Origin of the sequence: Microcoleus sp. N9_A1 (genome assembly GCF_036701795.1) — a bacterium.
In the GTDB taxonomy this organism is placed as follows: domain Bacteria; phylum Cyanobacteriota; class Cyanobacteriia; order Cyanobacteriales; family Microcoleaceae; genus Microcoleus.
The window spans coordinates 91,889-109,691 of sequence record NZ_JAUBRI010000009.1 but is presented as its reverse complement, the minus strand read 5'-3'; the positions used below and the strand labels follow the sequence as shown (position 1 = coordinate 109,691).

The window sequence follows — 17,803 nt, the reverse complement described above, 5'->3', positions numbered from 1 at the left end:
CTTTTTAAGGACTAAAGTCCTTACTACAAACAAATAGGAGACTAATACCATGCGTCAAGAAAATTCTAAGCCAGTTAATGGTTGCGGATGTTTAGTGCTTTTAATGTGCATTGGAGTATTGACCGCGATCGCTCTACCATCTTATCTGAGTAGTGTAAATGGTGGTAAGCAATCGGAAGGCAAACAGTATATTAGTTTTATGAACAAAACTCAGCAAGCTAAATTTGCAAAAAAAGGTGCTTTTAGCGATCATATTCCTGATTTAGGACTTGACATTGAAACAAAAACAAAATGGTACAAATATTCAATTCGCGCTACTGATAAGGCAGCCTTTAATTACGGAGTATCCAAGCAAGAAGGACCTAAAAGTTATGTCGGCGGTGTGTTTGTAGTTCCTGCTAAAGCAGTTGAGCCAAATGCTGCTAAAGATGAAATGACAACAACATCCATCTTGTGCGAAACTGATTCTGACGGTACAATTGAACCAGCAGAACCAATTTATCAAAATGGCAAAGTTATTTGCGGTAAAGGCACAACCGAAGTGACAAAATAATTTAACTCAAGGCAAAATTATGACAGTCGATTACCAATACCAAATCGGCGGCAGTCTCCCGCAAGATGCACCTACCTATGTGGTGCGACAAGCTGACTCGGAACTTTATCAAGCCCTGAAAGCGGGAGAGTTTTGTTACGTGCTCAATTCCCGACAAATGGGTAAATCTAGTTTGTTGGTGCGAACTGTACAAAAGCTTTCGGCTGATGGCGTTGCTTGTGCTACGATCGACCTTTCGGACATTGGCAACCAGCAAGTCTCTCTAGACAAGTGGTACGGCGGCGTTGCTTACAAACTTTTGTGCAATTTCAACCTGTTTAACGCGGTCGAGTTTATGACTTGGTGGCGGGAGAGAGAATTGATGTCCCCAGTCCAACGTTTAGGAGAGTTAATTGAAGAGTTATTGCTGGTAAAGATTTCTCAAAACATTGTCATTTTTATTGATGAAATTGATAGCATTCTCAGTTTTAAAGAATCGCTAGATGACTTTTTTGCCTTGATTAGGTCTTGCTACAATAAACGGGCGCACAAATCAGAATATCAGCGGTTGACATTTGTTTTGCTGGGAGTCGCTACGCCGTCGGATTTAATTAGCGATGCCACTCGCACGCCGTTTAATATTGGTCGCGCGATCGAACTTCAGGGTTTTAAGTTACACGAATCTTTGCCTTTGGTTAAGGGGTTTGAGGGTAAAGTTGACAATTATCAAGAAGTTTTACAAGAGATTTTGGAGTGGACGGGCGGTCAACCGTTTCTGACTCAAAAGCTTTGTAAATTGATTGTTCAAGGGCAGGAATTAGGAAGAATGACTGAAGTCCTTACTACGAACCGATTGTCGATTGGGGAGATAGTGCAATCTCAGATTATTGAGAATTGGGAAGCTGCTGATGAGCCAGTGCATTTGAAGACAATTCGCGATCGCCTTTTCAGAAGTCAGCACCGCGCCAGTAGGTTATTGGGATTGTATCAAAAAATCTTGAACCCCCCCCAACCCCCCCTTACTAAGGGGGGGCAATTTCAAACCTTATCTCTCCCCAACCAATCTCAAACCTCTTTCTCTCCCCCTTACCAAGGGGGGGCAGGGGGGGGTACAGCCGATGATACTCCCGAACAAACAGAATTGCGACTGAGCGGCTTAGTAGTAAAACGAGCCGGAAAATTAACCGTATCCAACCGCATTTATGCAGCTATATTCAATCAAAACTGGGTAGAAAAAGCACTCTGTGACTTGCGCCCCTATGCCGAATCGCTAACAGCATGGATAGCATCAGATTGTCAAGATGAATCTCGCTTGTTGCGCGGTCAAGCACTGGAAGAGGCTAGAGAGTGGTCGGCAAATAAGAGCTTGAGCGCGCAAGATTATCAATTTTTAGGTGCTAGTCAAGAAGCGGAATTTGCCCGATTTCGCGATCGCGAAAAACAAACTAAAGCTGAAATGGAGCAACTGCGCCGCGAAAAAAAGTTACTAGAGGAACTAGCAGAAGCACAAAAACAGAAAAGAATTACTCAATATAAGTTATGGCGCGAGTACAACCTCAGATTAGCAACTATTACAGGGGCCGCAGCAATATTAATATCAATCCTGATTGTAGCATTTTGGGTGAAACCGTCAATCGAAGAAAGAAATAACAAAATTCTGACTCTCAGCGTACTATCAGAAACGCTATTTGCTGCTGGCAAAAAACATGAAGCTTTGCTAGAAAGCATCAAGGCGGCTACTGAAATTAAGCGATCGCTCGGAGTGAGTTCAGAAATTCAGACGCGAGTGGCGATCGCCCTAGAACACGCAGTTTTCAGCTTCACCGCACGCCGCACTTTCCAGAGTCAAGCCAGCAATCTTGCTTTCACCAGCTTCAGTCCCGACAGCAAAATACTGGCTACGGCTACCGATGACAATGATATCAAACTTTGGCAAACTAATGGAACTTTACAAGCAACATTGACCGGGCATACAGATAAAATTATAAGTGCAATCTTCAATCCTAGCAGTCAGATAGTTGTTTCCGCCAGCGACGACCAAACTGTCAAGATTTGGCAAAACAACGGAAAATTGATGCACAATTTAAAAGGACACAGCGCTAAATTAACCAGCGTTTGTTTGAGTCCAGATGGTAAAATAATTGTTTCAGCCACTGCCGACGGAACTGTTAAACTCTGGCAAATTAACGGGCAAAAATTGTTAAGTTTTAAAGTAAATCAAGGTTGGATAACCCGCGCTACTTTTAGTCCAGACGGTCAGATACTTGCGGCGGCTGGTACTGATGGCATTGTTAAACTTTGGAGTTTGACAAAGGTTGTGGAAAAATTGCAAAAACAGCAGTCAATCGATGCAAGTAGGGATATCAAATTGCTCAAAATTTTACACGTGGAAAGTGATAAAATTATGAATGTAAATTTCAGTCCCGACGGTGCAATGCTAGCGGCTGCAAGTGCTGGAGGAACTGCAAGACTTTGGAGAAAAGACGGCACGCCGGTGAGTATTTTGCAACATACAAGTGGATTGACAAATATTAGCTTTAGTCCCGACAGTCAAACGTTGCTATCTGCAAGCACAGACAAAATGGTGAGGTTGTGGAAAATTGATGGTACATTGATCGGAACTTTAAAAGGTAACAAGGATGCTGTTTGGAGTGCGAGTTTTAGTCCTGACGGTAAGGCGATCGCTAGTGCTAGTGCTGACGGTACGGTGATGCTGTGGAATTTTAATCTTGACGATTTGTTGGTGCAGGGTTGCAAGGTCGCCCGCAATTATTTTCAGACAAATCAGATCGCAAATCAAAACAATCTCCACCTCTGCGACGGGATTGGAACTCAGTCGGAACTCACGCAAAAAAAACCGGGTTAAGAGTCAAACTCTTGAGTTTTCCAGCAAAGTATCTAGGCAGAAACTGGCTTTTTGACCGCCCCTGCGTCTAGGGCTGATATGGTTAAAATTGGTAGCAGCTAATAAGTAATAGGTCAAGGCGATCGGTGTATTCAACTCTAGAGCAAAAGTATCAGCGCCTGCAAAAAGACTTAAGAAACGGAGTCATCGCGCTTGGCGGCATTTTATGCACGGGTACTCTCTGGTATTGGCAGGTGGAAAAATGGTCTTTGCTCGATGCCGCTTACATGACAGTATTTACCCTAGCAACTGTGGGCTACGGTGAACTTCAGCCCCTCGGCCAACGCGGGCGAATGTTTACCATATGCCTGATTTTGATGGGCGTGATTGTGATTGGTTTCATCGTCAACCGCTTTACAGAAGCGCTGATTGAAGGATATTTTCAAGAAGGAGCAAGAATTAGGCAGCAGCGACGATTGGTAGATTCTTTTATCGGGCATTACATTCTCTGCGGTTTTGGGCGCACGGGCCGCCAAATTGCTTTGGAATTTGAGGCCGAAAATATCCCTTTTGTGGTGGTAGATTCGGCGGTGCAGTCGGTTGAGGCAGCTTTGGCGCTGGGGTACACGGCTGTGCAAGGAGACGCGACACTCGATGAAACTTTGCTGAGTGTGGGGATCGATCGCGCAATTTGCATAGTAGCAGCTTTGCCTTCGGATGCCGAGAATTTATACACTGTCATGTCGGCGAAAACTCTGAATCCGAAGGTACGGGCGATCGCCCGCGCCACCACAGAAGAAGCTGTAAAGAAGTTGCAGCGGGGCGGCGCCGATGCCGTCGTATCCCCCTACATTACGGGCGGCAAACGCATGGCGGCGGCTGCTTTGCGCCCTCAAGTTATGGATTTTTTAGATGGGGTTCTGACGGGAACCGATAGTTCTTTTTACATGGAAGAATTTCTGGTAGATCCGAATAGTTGTGTCTACGTCGGAGAAACTTTGAGAAATGCGAAATTGCGATCGCAATCGGGGGCTTTAGTTTTAGCGGTGCGGCGGGCTGACGGCCATTTGATTGTGGGGCCAACTGGAGAAACTGCGATCGAAGGAGGAGATATGCTGATTTGTTTGGGTACTGCCGAACAACTGCGCGCCCTGAATCAAATCCTCAGCCCGCTGAGTTCTCGCGTCCCCCGCCCTCCCAAGTAGTCGCCCGGTAATTATCTATGAGAAATGAGAACTTCTGCCGAATGCCTTCTTCTCTATAGCGGTTATTTCTTGAAGCGAGGTACGCACGCGAGCCGGCCCAGCAATTCCCTTGCATGAACAGGAACCACCAATGGCATAGCCCTATGCCATAGCCCTATGCCCCGGAGCATCTCCTGAAACCTGAGAAAGGCTATATCAATCGCAGTTTAAACCCGCCGCTGCGGCTGTCGGAAATTCGATCGGCACAAAAGTCACCCCAAACTGCTCCTTAGAACACTTGACAATATGCACTAATACGGGACTAAAATTTGTGCGATTGCCCATTGTGTCAAACTGAATTGTTCCGGTGGCTCCGGTGGCGCTAAAATTTGGATGAGCAATAGTTTGTTGTATCCCTTCGCGGCTGGGTTGCTGCTGCCCTTCTATGGCTTGAATCAGCGTCTTCGCCGCATCGTAAGTTAAGGCAGTTCGGTGACTGACATTTCCTTCCCAAAGCTTGCGAGTATCCTCAAGAAATGTGCGATTGGGAGAGTTTAAATGATGCCAAGAAACTGATACAGCCATTTTTTCAAAAGACGGTAACTGACTGGCAGCTTCTAAGGTTTTTTGACTGTATATTCCCCCGGTTCCGACAACCCAATTGCGATCGAGATTGGCTTGGAAAAGTGCCATCGCATTGTTGATTGCGATCGGGACGTGACTCGCACTTAAAACAATCGTTGTTTTTTCTGTTTCCCCGACTTCTTGGATGGCTTTTTTAACGTCAAAGTCGCTTTTGGACAGGTCGAATTCGGTGATATTTGCAATAGTTCCTCCCCGTTCTCTAAACTGTTTTCTGAATTCTTCCCAAAAAGTCGAAGTGGATTCGCTGCTGGAGTTGTAGAAACCAGCTACTTTGGTTTGACCTTGCTTTTCAATCAGATATTTCGTGAATACTTCCACGCTAACTTTAGTCCGAGGAACAGTTCTAAAGAAAAATCTCCGGGGTTTTTCTGTGACTTCTTCCGTTGTAGTGCCTGGGGAAATTAATACTAAATGATTTTGGTTGTAAATATCGACTGTATGGGCTGTCATTTGGTTAGTGTAGTGACCGATAACACCTAAAAGATCGGTGAGTTTGACTAGGGAATTAGCACGGGCGATCGCCTCTGCTTTCAGATTGGCATCAGCGGCAATTATGACTTGTAAACCTTTGCCTTTAATAATTTGATTTTGCTGAACATCTAAACCGTTTAGGTTGCGATCCATCTCAGCATTGAATAATTTTAAATTAACTTCTGTTTGCGCTTGAGCAACTCCCCGCAGGATTTCTTTTGCCAAATCGATTTCGGCTCTACCTTGTTCGTTTATGCGAACGGGAATGATAACAGCGAGCGTGTAATAATCGGCTTTTTTAGCCTTTAACAAGGCATTATTCATGTAGATCAAAGTTTCGGGATCTTTTCGTTCTTGTTCAATCCACGACCTTTTAAAATATTGAAATGCTTCCCGATAATTGGATTTGGCAAATTCATTGATTCCGCTTTGCTTTAATCGAGGAGATGAGGCTTCGAGAATAGATTCTTCGCCGCAGCTTAAAGCATCACCTTGCACGAAAAGGCAAGTTTTTGGGGTAAGAGTGTTGTGGAGAAAAAGGGCGATCGCAATTCCAGCCATAATTCCTGCAAATCCCAGCAGCAGTCGGCGAAAGTGCGATCGACAAAATCGACAAAATCGATCGAACCAATTGGGTTTTGGCGGCGAATTCAAATCGTGCAAAACAGCAGCAACACATTGATAGCGCTCAGGGAAGTTGTAGCGCACCATTCTGTTTAAAATTCTTTCCATACCGTCGCTAATTCTTACCATACGGCCCACAACGATATTGCTATGGCCATCTGTCTCAAAATCAGCAGGACGCAAGCCAGTTAGGCCTTCAATAGCAACAATACCCACAGCATAAATATCGCTACAAAATTGAGGATTGCCAACCAATTGTTCCGCCGGCGCATATCCTTGCGTATAAATAGTTCTGCTTCTAGTCTCTCCCGAATCTGTGATTTCCAAGGAACTGATTTCTTTCACCGCCCCAAAATCAATCAGAACTATTCTGCCATCGCCATCGCGCCGAATTAAGTTAGAAGGAGTGATATCGCGGTGAATGACATTGTGTTCGTGAACAAAAGCGATAACTGGCAAGATATCCTGCAAAAATTCAATTACTTGCGTTTCATTCCATTGGGTATTTGAATTTAATTCTTCCCTCAGCGGATGTCCTTCAATGTATTCTTGAATTAAATAAAAATGGTCATTTTCTGGAAAGCTATCGAATAACTGTGGAATCTGCGGGTGGCTGCCCAATCGGTGTAAAGCTCGAACTTCTATTTTAAATCGCTTTTTTGCTTCTGATAAGAGTTGCGAATTGCTGGGCTGGTTAATTTCCTTAACGACGCACAGGCGGTGATCGGGTATGTCTAAATCGATAGCTAGATATGTCCTTGCAAACCCTCCCCGACCTAATTCACGGACAATTTTGTAACGTTTCCGCAGGATATCTCCTGGTTGCAGACACATAAATTTTTTGTTATTCTTGAACAGGCTGCGATTGTCCAGTTTGATTATACCGTATTTTTACAGAGATTTTTGTTGAGTTTCTGTAAAGTTTTATCAAAACTATAGTGATTCCAAGTGCGATCGCTATAAATACTTGATTTAGTTATGCCAGATCGCATTCTACTGGGCGCAAACAGCGGTATTCTTTAATAACTTGGGCTGCTAAAATTGCTTTAGGTTAATCAATTGCCCGGGGAAACGATATTACTTTTTTAAGCAGTCGGACTTTGACGACGGATCGACAGTAAACTCTCTTAAATTACATCTGCGTTTATCTGTGTTTATCTGCCTGACATCTGCGGTTGACATATTAATCAAATATTTATGCAAAAAGTCTAAGGTGCGTCGCAGCTCGAAAAGTCGATTGAATGCAGGGATTAAAGAATGGCGACGCACCCTACAAATACTGTTACATTATTTTCATAATTGGTATAAAAATGCCCTCAGCAAGTCGCCGAGGGCATTTTTAGGTCGTTAAACTGCGTTTTGGGCGACAGATTGACGATCTATTTATTGCTTTGGTTTCGTAAAAATCGCTCAAACCCAAAGCCGATGGTGGGATTTGAACCCACGACCGTTCGATTACGAATCGAATACTCTACCCCTGAGCTACATCGGCACAGACAATTTTCAATTATAGCACAACTATAGCGAAAAAAGCAAGGAGTTGTAGAATTTAATTCACAACTCCACAACTCCTAGCTCACCAATAGTTAAACGGTCACTTCCGTGTCAGTTGAGCCGCCTCTGGCCCCGGAATAAACCAAACCCCGCTGCATATCCAGCGTCAGCATAGTTCCGTCCCGAATTACCCGTGTCGCCTTCTCTACACCCACCATCACCGGCACGCCCAAGCGCAAACCGATAATCGCGGCGTGAGAAGTCAAACTTTCCTCCTCCGTCACCACACCGGCTGCTTTGCGAATCATATCCACAAACTCGGCGCTGGTGCGTTCTACTACCAAAATGTCTCCAGGGTGGAAATTCGCTACATCCGCAGCAGTGCGAGCCACCCTCGCCATGCCGCTCACCGATCCCAAACCGACACCGGTGCCTTTGCCTAAAACCGCTGTCACTACTTCAACTTTGATCAAATCCGTCGATCCGGCAACCCCTTGCAGAGTACCGGCGGTCATCACCACTAAATCTCCGTCGCACACTAACTCTTTTTCCTGGGCGACTGTCATGGCAGAGTGAAATGTCTGGCCTGTGGAGGGCAAATCCAGCACCAGCAGGGGTTTTACTCCCCATACTAATTGCAGTTGTCTGGCTACGTCTACGTGAGGAGTAACTGCCAAAATCGGAGTTTTGGGTCGGAACTTCGAGACATTTCGGGCTGTGGCGCCGGTTTTGGTCAGCGTCATGATAGCCGCCGCGTTCAACTGTTCGGAGATTTGGCTGACTGCTTGGCTGATACCGTTGGGGATCGATCGACCAATATCTTCTACATTCCTAATATTGCGTTTAATTCCTTCCCTCTCCATCCGCACCGCAATTCTCGCCATCGTCGCCACCGCTTCGACGGGGAACTTGCCGACTGCAGTTTCATTCGAGAGCATCACCGCATCAGTTCCGTCAAGAATGGCGTTTGCCACGTCGGAAATTTCGGCGCGGGTGGGACGAGGATTACCTACCATGCTGTCGAGCATCTGGGTAGCGGTAATTACGGGAATCCCCATGCGGTTAGAAGTAGCAATCAAGCGCTTTTGCAAAATCGGCACATCTTCGGCGGGCAGTTCCACTCCCAAATCGCCCCGGGCGACCATCACGCCGTTGCACAGGGCCAGGATTGCTTCCATTTGTTCGATCGCCTCGTGCTTTTCGATCTTAGCAATCACCGGTACTTGCTTGCCCGCACTGGCTATCAGCTCTTTAATTTCGAGCATATCCTGGGGATTCCGCACAAAGCTCAGGGCCACCCAATCGACACCTTGGTCGAGCCCGAACATTAAATCTTTGCGGTCTTTGTCAGTCAGCGCCTTAATTGACAGGTAAACTCCCGGAAAATTCACGCCTTTGTTGTTGGAAAGCGGCCCGCCGACTACCACGCGGCAGTACAATTCCCGCGAACTGCGGTCTACTTTTTCGACCCGCATTTCCACTTTCCCGTCGTCGAGCAGAATCACTGCTCCCTCTGGAACTTCGTCTGCTAGTGGGTCGTAGGTGACGGAAGAAATGAGCTCGGTGCCGGGAACTTGGCGACTGGTGAGAATGAAAGGATCGCCGTTTTTGACAACTATAGAGCCTGTCTCAAAGCGCCCTAAACGAATTTTCGGGCCTTGGAGGTCTTGGAGGATGGCAACCGGCTGGTTGAGTTCAAAGGATGTTTGCCGGATTAAGCGAATGCTGCGCTGGTGGTCTTCTTCTGTTCCGTGGGAAAAGTTGAGTCGCAAAGTTGTGGCACCGGCTTCTATGAGCTGGCGCAGCACTTGTGGGTCCGAAGTTGCTGGGCCAATGGTGGCGACGATTTTAGTCCGGCGTAGGGCTTTTGGCAATTGCATCAGCGGTGTTCTGGGGAGGCAGGTGGATTTCTTGTTTAAATTTCGGCTAACGTTTCATTTTTGCACTACAAGCAATGACGCTAGTCTCAAGTCTTAAAAATTTTGATTGTCGTCAAAACAGCAGGTATTGAACAATATATAGAATATCTGACTTTTTACCCATCGGTAATCTTTTCTTGGGGAGCGCCCTTTTTTGCAAATTTTTCTGCTCTCAGGCTTGACATAAATACAGACATACCCATTGATTTTATTTGGTCTGCTGAGCTCTTTTGGCTAATCTAGCACTGGTATCCTTGCACAACAGCAACACTTTGCTGTTTGTGCAGAGGCTAGTTTCTGGCGATCGCACTCTGTTGTTTCATGGCTTTAGGCTGAGGTTCCTGACAAAACTTTACTATTGTCTGGCTTGTATCTTATACTACGCAAGTGTGAAATATTAAGGAGTCTTAACAAAGATGTCGGAGGCAGGACGGCCGCTGACAGTGCCGAAAGAGTTTCTGAGTCCTCCCGGTGACTTTAATCCGACGCTGCTGCTGTTTTTGAGTGCATTAGCGATTCTCGTGATTTCTAACTTGGGTTTCTGGTGTTGGGGATGGCCACAGTGGTGCTGTTTTTCGCTGAACGTGTTGGCTTTGCACATGGCCGGAACTGTGATTCACGATGCGTCTCATAATGCAGCCCATCGCGATCGCACAGTTAATGCTATTTTGGGACACGGTAGCGCGCTGATGTTGGGTTTTGCTTTCCCGGTGTTTACGCGGGTACATATGCAGCATCACGCCCACGTCAACGACCCAGAAAACGATCCAGACCATTATGTTTCTACTGGCGGGCCTTTGTGGTTAATTGCTGCGAGGTTTTTTTACCACGAGATTTTCTTCTTTAAGCGCAAACTGTGGCGGAAATACGAACTTTGGGAATGGTTTTTCAGCCGCTTGTTTGTAATTGGAGTGGTTTATATCTCAATTCAATACGACCATTTGGGTTACGTGCTGAATTTCTGGTTTTCTCCTGCTTTGGTGGTAGGATTAGCCTTGGGCTTATTTTTTGATTATTTGCCGCACCGTCCGTTTCACGAGCGCGATCGCTGGAAAAATGCCAGAGTATATCCGAGTCCAATTCTGAATATTTTAATTTTGGGACAGAACTATCATTTGATCCATCATTTGTGGCCTTCAATTCCTTGGTACAATTACAAGCCAGCTTACGAAGCTGTGAAGCCGCTGTTAGATGAAAAGGGTTCTCCTCAAAGCCTGGGAATATTGGAAGGGAAAAAGGACTTTTGGAGTTTTATATATGACATTTTTTTAGGGATTAGGCTGCATCACAAGAAAGCCATTGATTGATCTAAAACCCGGTTTCTTCGAGAAGCCGGTTTTTTTTTAGAAAGTGATTTTCTTATTTTTCTGCAGTTATTGTATATTGTAGGGTGCGTCAGTTTACTATAGCGCAATACGCTATGGATATAAGATCTATCTTATGAATTTTGGCGAGGATCGCGCTTAGGAGGATGCCACCCTGCACTAATCCATAAACGACGAGCTTTGATAATCGCTCTTTCATTATGATATCGATCGTTAAGGTCTAATCGATCGCAAGTCCCCCTACCTGTTGGAGTAATACCGATTATTTCTAAACCATCTACAGACTAGATAAAATGATCGAACCATTGCTGTTGACGTGGATTAAATAAAGTTACTTCCTGTTCAGTTGCTGGATCAGTACCAGTAATAAAGTTATAGCGATTATTATTACAGCGATGACAAGCTAAAGCTAAGTTTTCGAGTTCATCACTACCACCAATTGATCGAGGTAAAATATGATCTATCGTAAATAAAGTAGAGCTACTTTATTCGGCAGAATGGCAATATTCACAAAAAAAACTAGCCCTACTTCTTACTAAATTTCGAGTAGCACGGTTTATGGACATGAGGCTGCTATAACTTTAGCGTTAATTAAGGTAAAAATCCGATCCAGTTCTAGTAAGCTTGCTAGTTCTACAACCTCTTCTGAATTTAAAACATTAGCCTTTTTTCCCTCGGCCAGTTCTTCCAATCTAGCTTGCAGATTTTCGGTAAATTTGAATAAGCAAAGATTTCTGACTTTCTGAATTGATATGTCACTATCAATCCAGTAGGAAGGTTGTACCATAAGTTCAGCTATCATGGTTATTTAATGACTTAATTACTAATTTTAAACACTAATTTTACCATAAAATTGAGTCGATTTTATTTTTTCTGGGTTAATTTTTATAAAGTTTATAGAGGATAGTTTGTAGAGAAACGGAAGAGCGTCTGTATCGTTTCCCATTTCTTAAAAGTGGGCTAACTCAGTTAAAAATAAACCCACCGTTGCTGGTGGGTTAACTCTTGAATCAATCAAAAAGTGATTTTCTTATTTTTCTGCGGCAAGCGCGACGGCTAAATTCCAATCGGGGCGCAAATTTTGAGCTCCGCGCAAATAAGGATGATAAATTTCGGTATGTGCCGGCCAATTGATGTGAATTAAAAAGCGGATGCAGCGTTCTAAAGAACCCTTAACGTGCATTTGTTGGACATCCAACAAAGGAACATTGCACCAGCGGGGACGTTCGCGGGCGATCGCAGCCGGAAAGATAGCATCCAAATCGCGGGTGACAGAAAACGTAGCACTAATCATTAATTCCGGCTCTAAATTATTTCTTGTTTCTAATTCATCTAACAATTCTCTCACCGATTCTCGAATTGCTTCTACCGAATTCTCGCTGGCAGTTGTTGCCCCGCGAATCGCCCGCACTTGCCATTCCACGCAAATATTCTCCATTTTTTTGTCAGTTGTCAGTTGCTAGTTGTCAGTAGTCAGTTGTTAGTTGTTAGTTGTTGGTTGTTAGTTGTTAGTTGTTAGTTGTTAGTTGCAATTACCAATTACCAATTACCACTGCCAACTGCCAACTGCCAACTGCCAATTACCAATTACCACTGCCAACTGACTACTGCCAACTGCCAACTGACTATTTAATCACGGACGATACAGCCACAGCGGCAAACCGCTAGTAGAAAGCTCGAATTCCAGCAAGTTTTTGTAAGCTGAAAGCCCGGATGTATCCAGACTACTCCCCAAGACGCGATTTAGGAAAGGTTTTTGTTTTTCTAGGGTGCAGCATTCGGTTTTTTCGGGGTCTAGGCCTGCGAGTTCGGCTGTCCAGCGGCGAGCGTCCTCTTCGGTTCCAAGTCGATCGACTACACCCAATTCTAAGGCTTGCTGACCGCTAAAAATGCGACCGTCGGCAAAGGTTTTGACTTTTTCAACTGGGAGTTTCCGGGCTTCGGCGACGGTTTCGACGAATTGCTGGTAGGTGGTGTCGATCAAGTCTTGCAGAATTTGCTGTTCTGGCTCGGTTAATTGTCGATCGAATGCCAAGATATCTTTATACGGCCCCGATTTAATCACCTGAAAAGAAACGCCGACTTTTTCTAACAGCCCTTCTAGGTTGTTACCCCGGATAATCACGCCAATGCTGCCGGTAATTGTACCCGGATTGGAAACGATATGGTGAGCTCCCATGCCGATATAGACTCCGCCAGAAGCTGAAATATTGCCGAAACTGGCGACTATTTTGATTTTTTCTTGCAAACGCTTGAGCGCGCTGTAAATTTCCTGGGAATCCCCGACTGTGCCGCCGGGGCTGTCTATCCGCAGCAGCAAGGCGGGAAATTTGCGTTCTTCAACGGTTTTGAGAGCTTCGAGAACTCGTTTGCGGGTTTCTCCGGCGATGGCTCCGGTGACTTCGATACGGGCGATTTGTTTGCGGTAGCGGGGCTTGAATGGCCAAATCATGGGCAGTTTACAGGCAATGTGGAATTTTGTAGCTAACTTCTAGTGTGACTCATCTGAAGGTATTCGTCGGGCCCGCACGGGGGCAGGGGTGCCAACAAGCGCGTTCAGCCCGCAGTCCGCCAGGGGTTCAAACCCCTGGCTAATAGCAAAAGTCCTCTAAAAGAGGACTGATGAGTGAGTTCTGCAGTCCTCTTTTAGAGGACTTTCGCTTTGAGGCAGGGAATTAATTCCCTGCCGGATCAAAGGTGTGGCGTTAAGTTCGATCGCACTTAACCCACCTTCGATCTATAATTGTAAAAATTGCTTAACAAATCTACATCATTCCCGTGAGAGCCACTCTCATCAATTATTTGGAGCCTCCGCCATGCAGCTAAAAATTACCGATTCTAAACTGCCCTTTGCGCCGCTATTGCTAATCGCGCCGTTTTTCCTGTGGGGAACCGCGATGGTAGCGATGAAAGGGGTGATGCCACACACGACACCGCTGTTTGTGGCTGTCGTGCGTTTATTACCTGCGGGCGTGTTGGTGTTGCTGGCGGCGGCATTGATGGGAAAACAGCAACCGCAGGGTTGGAAAGCTTGGCTGTGGATTTCGTTGTTTGCTTTGGTTGACGGTACTTTGTTTCAAGGCTTTTTAGCCGAAGGTTTGGCGAGAACCGATGCGGGTTTGGGTTCGGTGATGATTGATTCTCAACCGCTAGCTGTGGCGATTTTGTGTTTGTGGCTGTTTCAAGAAAAAATTGGATTTTGGGGCTGGTTGGGACTAGCAATCGGCGTAGTTGGGATTAGTTTAATTGGTTTGCCTGATGGCTGGATTTTGGGGCTGTTTCATCCTGAAAGCGCGCAGGTTTCTGGGGGTATGGAACAGTTCTTTGAGGGTGGGGAATGGTTGATGCTGTTGGCGGCTTTGTCGATGGCTGTGGGTACGGTTTTGGTGCGCTGGGTTTGTCGCTATGTTGACCCGGTGGTGGCGACGGGCTGGCACATGATTTTGGGCGGTTTGCCGCTGTTAGCACTTTCGGCTGCAACTGAGTCTGAACAGTTTGTGAATATCGATTTTTCGGGCTGGATGGCGTTAGGTTATTCTACCGTGTTCGGAAGTGCGATCGCCTACGGTTTATTCTTTTATTTTGCTTCTAGCGGCAGTTTGACGAGTTTAAGTTCTCTTACCTTTCTTACCCCAGTTTTTGCTTTGCTGTTCGGCAATTTATTCTTGGGTGAAGTCTTGAATCCGCTGCAATCGATGGGAGTCGGGCTGACGTTGGTGAGTATTTATTTGATCAACCAGCGGGATACTTTGGCCGAGAAGTTGGGAAAAGTGCGGAAGGGTGAAGCTAATTCTGAGGAGAAAGTGCAGTTATTAGAGTCGTCTGAGTTGAAGAAAGTTGAATTTCCCGTGAAATTACGAGCTACAGAGTTGGAGTCGGAAGTTTAGATTTAGATTGCATTCTCAAGGCAATTAAATGTGTCCCGCAAAACAGCTTAATTTACATTAAAAATCGTCCTCTGGTTCTACAGCAATATTTCTGTTTTCAAGTTCTTCTATAAAGACTTTGAAACTCGGATTGTCTGGGTAACTGGCTCTTAAAACCTTCTGCTTGCAGTATTTGCGGGCTATTTGTCGATAGTAGTCAGGATTTTTAGCATTGCGATCGATTGTAAAACTATCTTTTCTACTAAGCTGCTGGTTTAATGTATCCAAACAATTTATCAACTTAGATTTTCTCTTATCTGTATAGTACAGCGGCAGCAACCAGCACTCAATAGAATGTACGGATATGGCAAATACGATCCGCTGTTCGTATTTTCTGTAAAAATCTTCCCCTATCAAACCTTTAAACTTATCGATGACTTTTTCAATCAACTGCTGAGGAGTTAACTCACCATTTTCATCTTGCTTGGGGATATTATAATCTTCTGAAACATCAGTATCTATTTGGATAATGATATATTCGATAAATTGAAATGCTTCCTTAAAATCTGTTGACTCGCAGTAAGCAATAACTTGACTCCAGCCTCCATAATTATGAGATTTATTATCATCATCTTTATCTCTTTCTGGTTGAAGCGGTCTAATATCTAGATCGGGGTTATTGAAATATCCTGCTAAAATACTTTCAATCACAATCTGGTCAGTCAATCCCTCAGTAATTAATCCGAAATTAGTCATATTAAAAATTCTTAGGAAGTCCTCCGATATAGCCCCTCAAAAAAGCCTCGGATAGTTTGACAGGTTCCTGTCCTTCGAGAGGTTCAGGTTTGAGAATGCGTCGGGCTTTGGTATGTCCTAATTGGTTTCGATAAATGACAAACAGCCGCTGTTCCTCATCATCTAAATCTAAACCGTCCAAAACAGCCGGGTTGTGGGTTGTGAATATAACTTGTTTGTCGTGTTTTTTTGCTAATTCGACTAATTCTTGCATTAATCTGCGACACAATCTGGGGTTTAGAGAAGCATCAATGTTATCTATTGCAAAAAATTTAGGAGTGAGAGCGCTAATAAATAAAGTGAAGTAAAAAAGCAAGAATAAAAAGCCTTCATTAGAACTTCTTTGATCGAAGTAAGCTAAATCTGGATCTAAGTATCTATCTTTAATTTGGAGAGAGTTTTGAATACTTGATAAATTGGGAGGAGCTTCAAAATCTTGAAACCAATCTATCAATTGCAGTTTTTTATTGATTTCATTAAGCTGCTCCTGGTTATCTGAATTCAAAACTTTTAATAGTTTAAACAAGCCTTCTCCATTAATCCCTAATGGTTGAATTTGCCCTTCTTTTTCAAAAGTACGTAAGGCGATATTTTCAGGAGAGTAAATGATAAATTCCTGTATTTTAAGTGTTTTGATATTTGTTTTGCGGATAAATTGATATTGTCGATCTCGGCTGTCTAAAAAACTATTATATTCCCAAGCAGCAAGCGGCCTATAGGCTCTTTCTAAATTCCGTTCTTCTTCTGAAATCCCATAGTAAAAATGATTTCTCCATCGAGCATAGGGTGTATTATCGTTATTTAAAATAAACCTTATTTTTATTGTGTCATTATTTCCTCTAATTTCAATGCTGATATCTTTATCTAAATTTTCCTTTTCAAAAGCCGATCGCATAAATTGAGGTTCTGTAACTCTGATGCCCCTAGATGCTAGAAACTCGTTATCCAGCTTATCATCAGCCGCCGCAGAAGCCAGGGCGATCGCCTCTAGGATATTACTTTTGCCGCAGCCATTTTCACCAATCAATACGGTGACTCGTCCTAATTCCAGCTTCAGCTTTTGAATGGACTTATAATTTTCGATTCTGACTTCTCCAATCATAATTCAATCCCATATAATCTTAGTGTACTCATTGTATCTGCGATCGCATGGAGCTCAAAGAACGCCTGCACAGCCATCTGATTCAAATTGTACGCGATCGCAACCCATACCTCGCATCCGAAGGGCATTTTTATGCTCAGCAATACATCCGCGAACAGTTGGCACAGTGGGGCACTGTAGAAATCGACGATTTTGCAGTGCGCGGGCGAATTCATCACAATTTTATCTTGGATTTACCCCCCCTCAGTCCCCCCCTTGGTAAGGGGGGGAAGCAAGAAGGATCGACCCTTGGTAAGGGGGGGAAGCAAGAAAATTTGCCGATCGTAATTGGTGCTCATTACGATTCTGTACCCGGTACGCCTGGGGCTGATGATAATGCTACTGGTGTTGCTGTTTTGCTGGAACTTGCAAGGGATATCGCATCTGGGCCGCTCAAATATCCAGTGCAATTAGTCGCCTTCGATATGGAAGAATACGGTTATTTGGGAAGCAGTCATCATGCAGCTAAATACAATCAACCGCAAAAGTCAATCCGGTTAATGATTTCTTTGGAAATGTTGGGTTATTGCAACCACAATCCTAATTCTCAAAGCTATCCCGCTGGCTTGAAATATTTTTATCCAAATAGTGGCAATTTTATTGCTTTAATTGGCACTTTGCGGACGGTTCCCGATTTGATTAATTTGAGTGGCAAAATTCGCAAATCTGGTCAGCCCTGCGAGTGGCTACCAGTGCCGAATCGAGGTTTAATTGTCCCCGATACTCGTCGCAGCGATCATGTTCCTTTTTGGGATAATGGTTATCCGGCTATTATGGTGACTGATACTGCTAATATGCGAAATCCGCATTATCATCGAGAAAGTGATAGGATTGAGACTTTGGATTTGGATTTTCTGGCTGGTGTTTGTCAGGGATTGGTTGAGGCTATTCGACATTTATAGGAATTTTATTTTAACTGACATTTTGTACCTCGATCGAGAACAGGCAAGATGCCTGTTCCA

Annotated in this window: 14 protein-coding genes and 1 tRNA gene; 6 read left to right on the top strand and 9 right to left on the bottom strand. The window is 44.4% G+C overall.

What is annotated here, in order from left to right:
• The first annotated feature begins 49 nt into the window (after positions 1-49).
• From QUA58_RS06505 to QUA58_RS06495, 3 genes are all read left to right on the top strand, one after another.
• Complete coding sequence (locus tag QUA58_RS06505; RefSeq protein WP_333393378.1) at positions 50-553, top strand: type IV pilin-like G/H family protein; 504 nt, start codon at positions 50-52, stop codon at positions 551-553.
• Positions 554-572: 19 nt separating this feature from the next.
• Positions 573-3,398: an AAA-like domain-containing protein gene (locus QUA58_RS06500; protein WP_333393377.1), complete on the top strand. Its 2,826-nt coding sequence runs from the start codon at positions 573-575 to the stop codon at positions 3,396-3,398.
• A 125-nt stretch (positions 3,399-3,523) separates the two neighbouring features.
• Complete coding sequence (locus QUA58_RS06495) at positions 3,524-4,582, top strand: potassium channel protein (protein WP_333393376.1); 1,059 nt, start codon at positions 3,524-3,526, stop codon at positions 4,580-4,582.
• Between the two features lie 195 nt (positions 4,583-4,777).
• Here the strand turns inward: QUA58_RS06495 and QUA58_RS06490 are convergent, their stop codons facing one another.
• The 3 genes from QUA58_RS06490 to pyk all read right to left on the bottom strand — a co-directional run bounded on the left by QUA58_RS06490 (position 4,778) and on the right by pyk (position 9,675).
• Positions 4,778-7,135 (bottom strand): bifunctional serine/threonine-protein kinase/ABC transporter substrate-binding protein, encoded by a 2,358-nt coding sequence (locus QUA58_RS06490; RefSeq protein ID WP_333393375.1) that lies wholly within the window; start codon positions 7,133-7,135, stop codon positions 4,778-4,780.
• A 586-nt stretch (positions 7,136-7,721) separates the two neighbouring features.
• Positions 7,722-7,793 (bottom strand) — tRNA-Thr (locus QUA58_RS06485).
• A 94-nt stretch (positions 7,794-7,887) separates the two neighbouring features.
• A complete protein-coding gene (gene pyk / locus QUA58_RS06480) occupies positions 7,888-9,675 on the bottom strand; it encodes a pyruvate kinase (RefSeq protein WP_333247888.1) in 1,788 nt (595 codons plus the stop codon).
• 455 nt (positions 9,676-10,130) lie between these two features.
• On the opposite strand from pyk, the gene crtR reads away from it, so the two are divergent.
• A complete protein-coding gene (crtR, locus tag QUA58_RS06475; RefSeq protein WP_333393374.1) occupies positions 10,131-11,021 on the top strand; it encodes a beta-carotene hydroxylase in 891 nt (296 codons plus the stop codon).
• Positions 11,022-11,323: 302 nt separating this feature from the next.
• Here the strand turns inward: crtR and QUA58_RS31480 are convergent, their stop codons facing one another.
• The 4 genes from QUA58_RS31480 to sppA form a co-directional block, all read right to left on the bottom strand.
• Positions 11,324-11,503, bottom strand: a complete 180-nt coding sequence (locus QUA58_RS31480) for an HNH endonuclease (RefSeq protein WP_445301865.1) — start codon at positions 11,501-11,503, stop codon at positions 11,324-11,326.
• Between the two features lie 92 nt (positions 11,504-11,595).
• Entirely contained in the window at positions 11,596-11,841 is a 246-nt protein-coding gene (locus tag QUA58_RS06470) for a hypothetical protein (protein ID WP_265237140.1), read from the bottom strand.
• Positions 11,842-12,069: 228 nt separating this feature from the next.
• Entirely contained in the window at positions 12,070-12,477 is a 408-nt protein-coding gene (aroH, locus tag QUA58_RS06465) for a chorismate mutase (protein ID WP_333247892.1), read from the bottom strand.
• 195 nt (positions 12,478-12,672) lie between these two features.
• Positions 12,673-13,491, bottom strand: a complete 819-nt coding sequence (gene sppA, locus QUA58_RS06460) for a signal peptide peptidase SppA (RefSeq protein ID WP_333247894.1) — start codon at positions 13,489-13,491, stop codon at positions 12,673-12,675.
• Positions 13,492-13,855: 364 nt separating this feature from the next.
• On the opposite strand from sppA, the gene QUA58_RS06455 reads away from it, so the two are divergent.
• Positions 13,856-14,926, top strand: coding sequence for a DMT family transporter (locus QUA58_RS06455; protein ID WP_333393373.1), 1,071 nt, complete (start codon positions 13,856-13,858; stop codon positions 14,924-14,926).
• Between the two features lie 57 nt (positions 14,927-14,983).
• Here the strand turns inward: QUA58_RS06455 and QUA58_RS06450 are convergent, their stop codons facing one another.
• On the bottom strand, positions 14,984-15,661 hold the full coding sequence (locus QUA58_RS06450) for a phage tail protein (protein WP_333393372.1): 678 nt from the start codon (positions 15,659-15,661) through the stop codon (positions 14,984-14,986).
• Between the two features lies 1 nt (position 15,662).
• Complete coding sequence (locus tag QUA58_RS06445) at positions 15,663-16,802, bottom strand: AAA family ATPase (protein WP_333393371.1); 1,140 nt, start codon at positions 16,800-16,802, stop codon at positions 15,663-15,665.
• Between the two features lie 47 nt (positions 16,803-16,849).
• Here QUA58_RS06445 and QUA58_RS06440 point away from each other — a divergent pair, with 47 nt between their 5' ends.
• Positions 16,850-17,743, top strand: coding sequence for a M28 family peptidase (locus tag QUA58_RS06440; RefSeq protein ID WP_333393370.1), 894 nt, complete (start codon positions 16,850-16,852; stop codon positions 17,741-17,743).
• Positions 17,744-17,803: the final 60 nt, after the last annotated feature.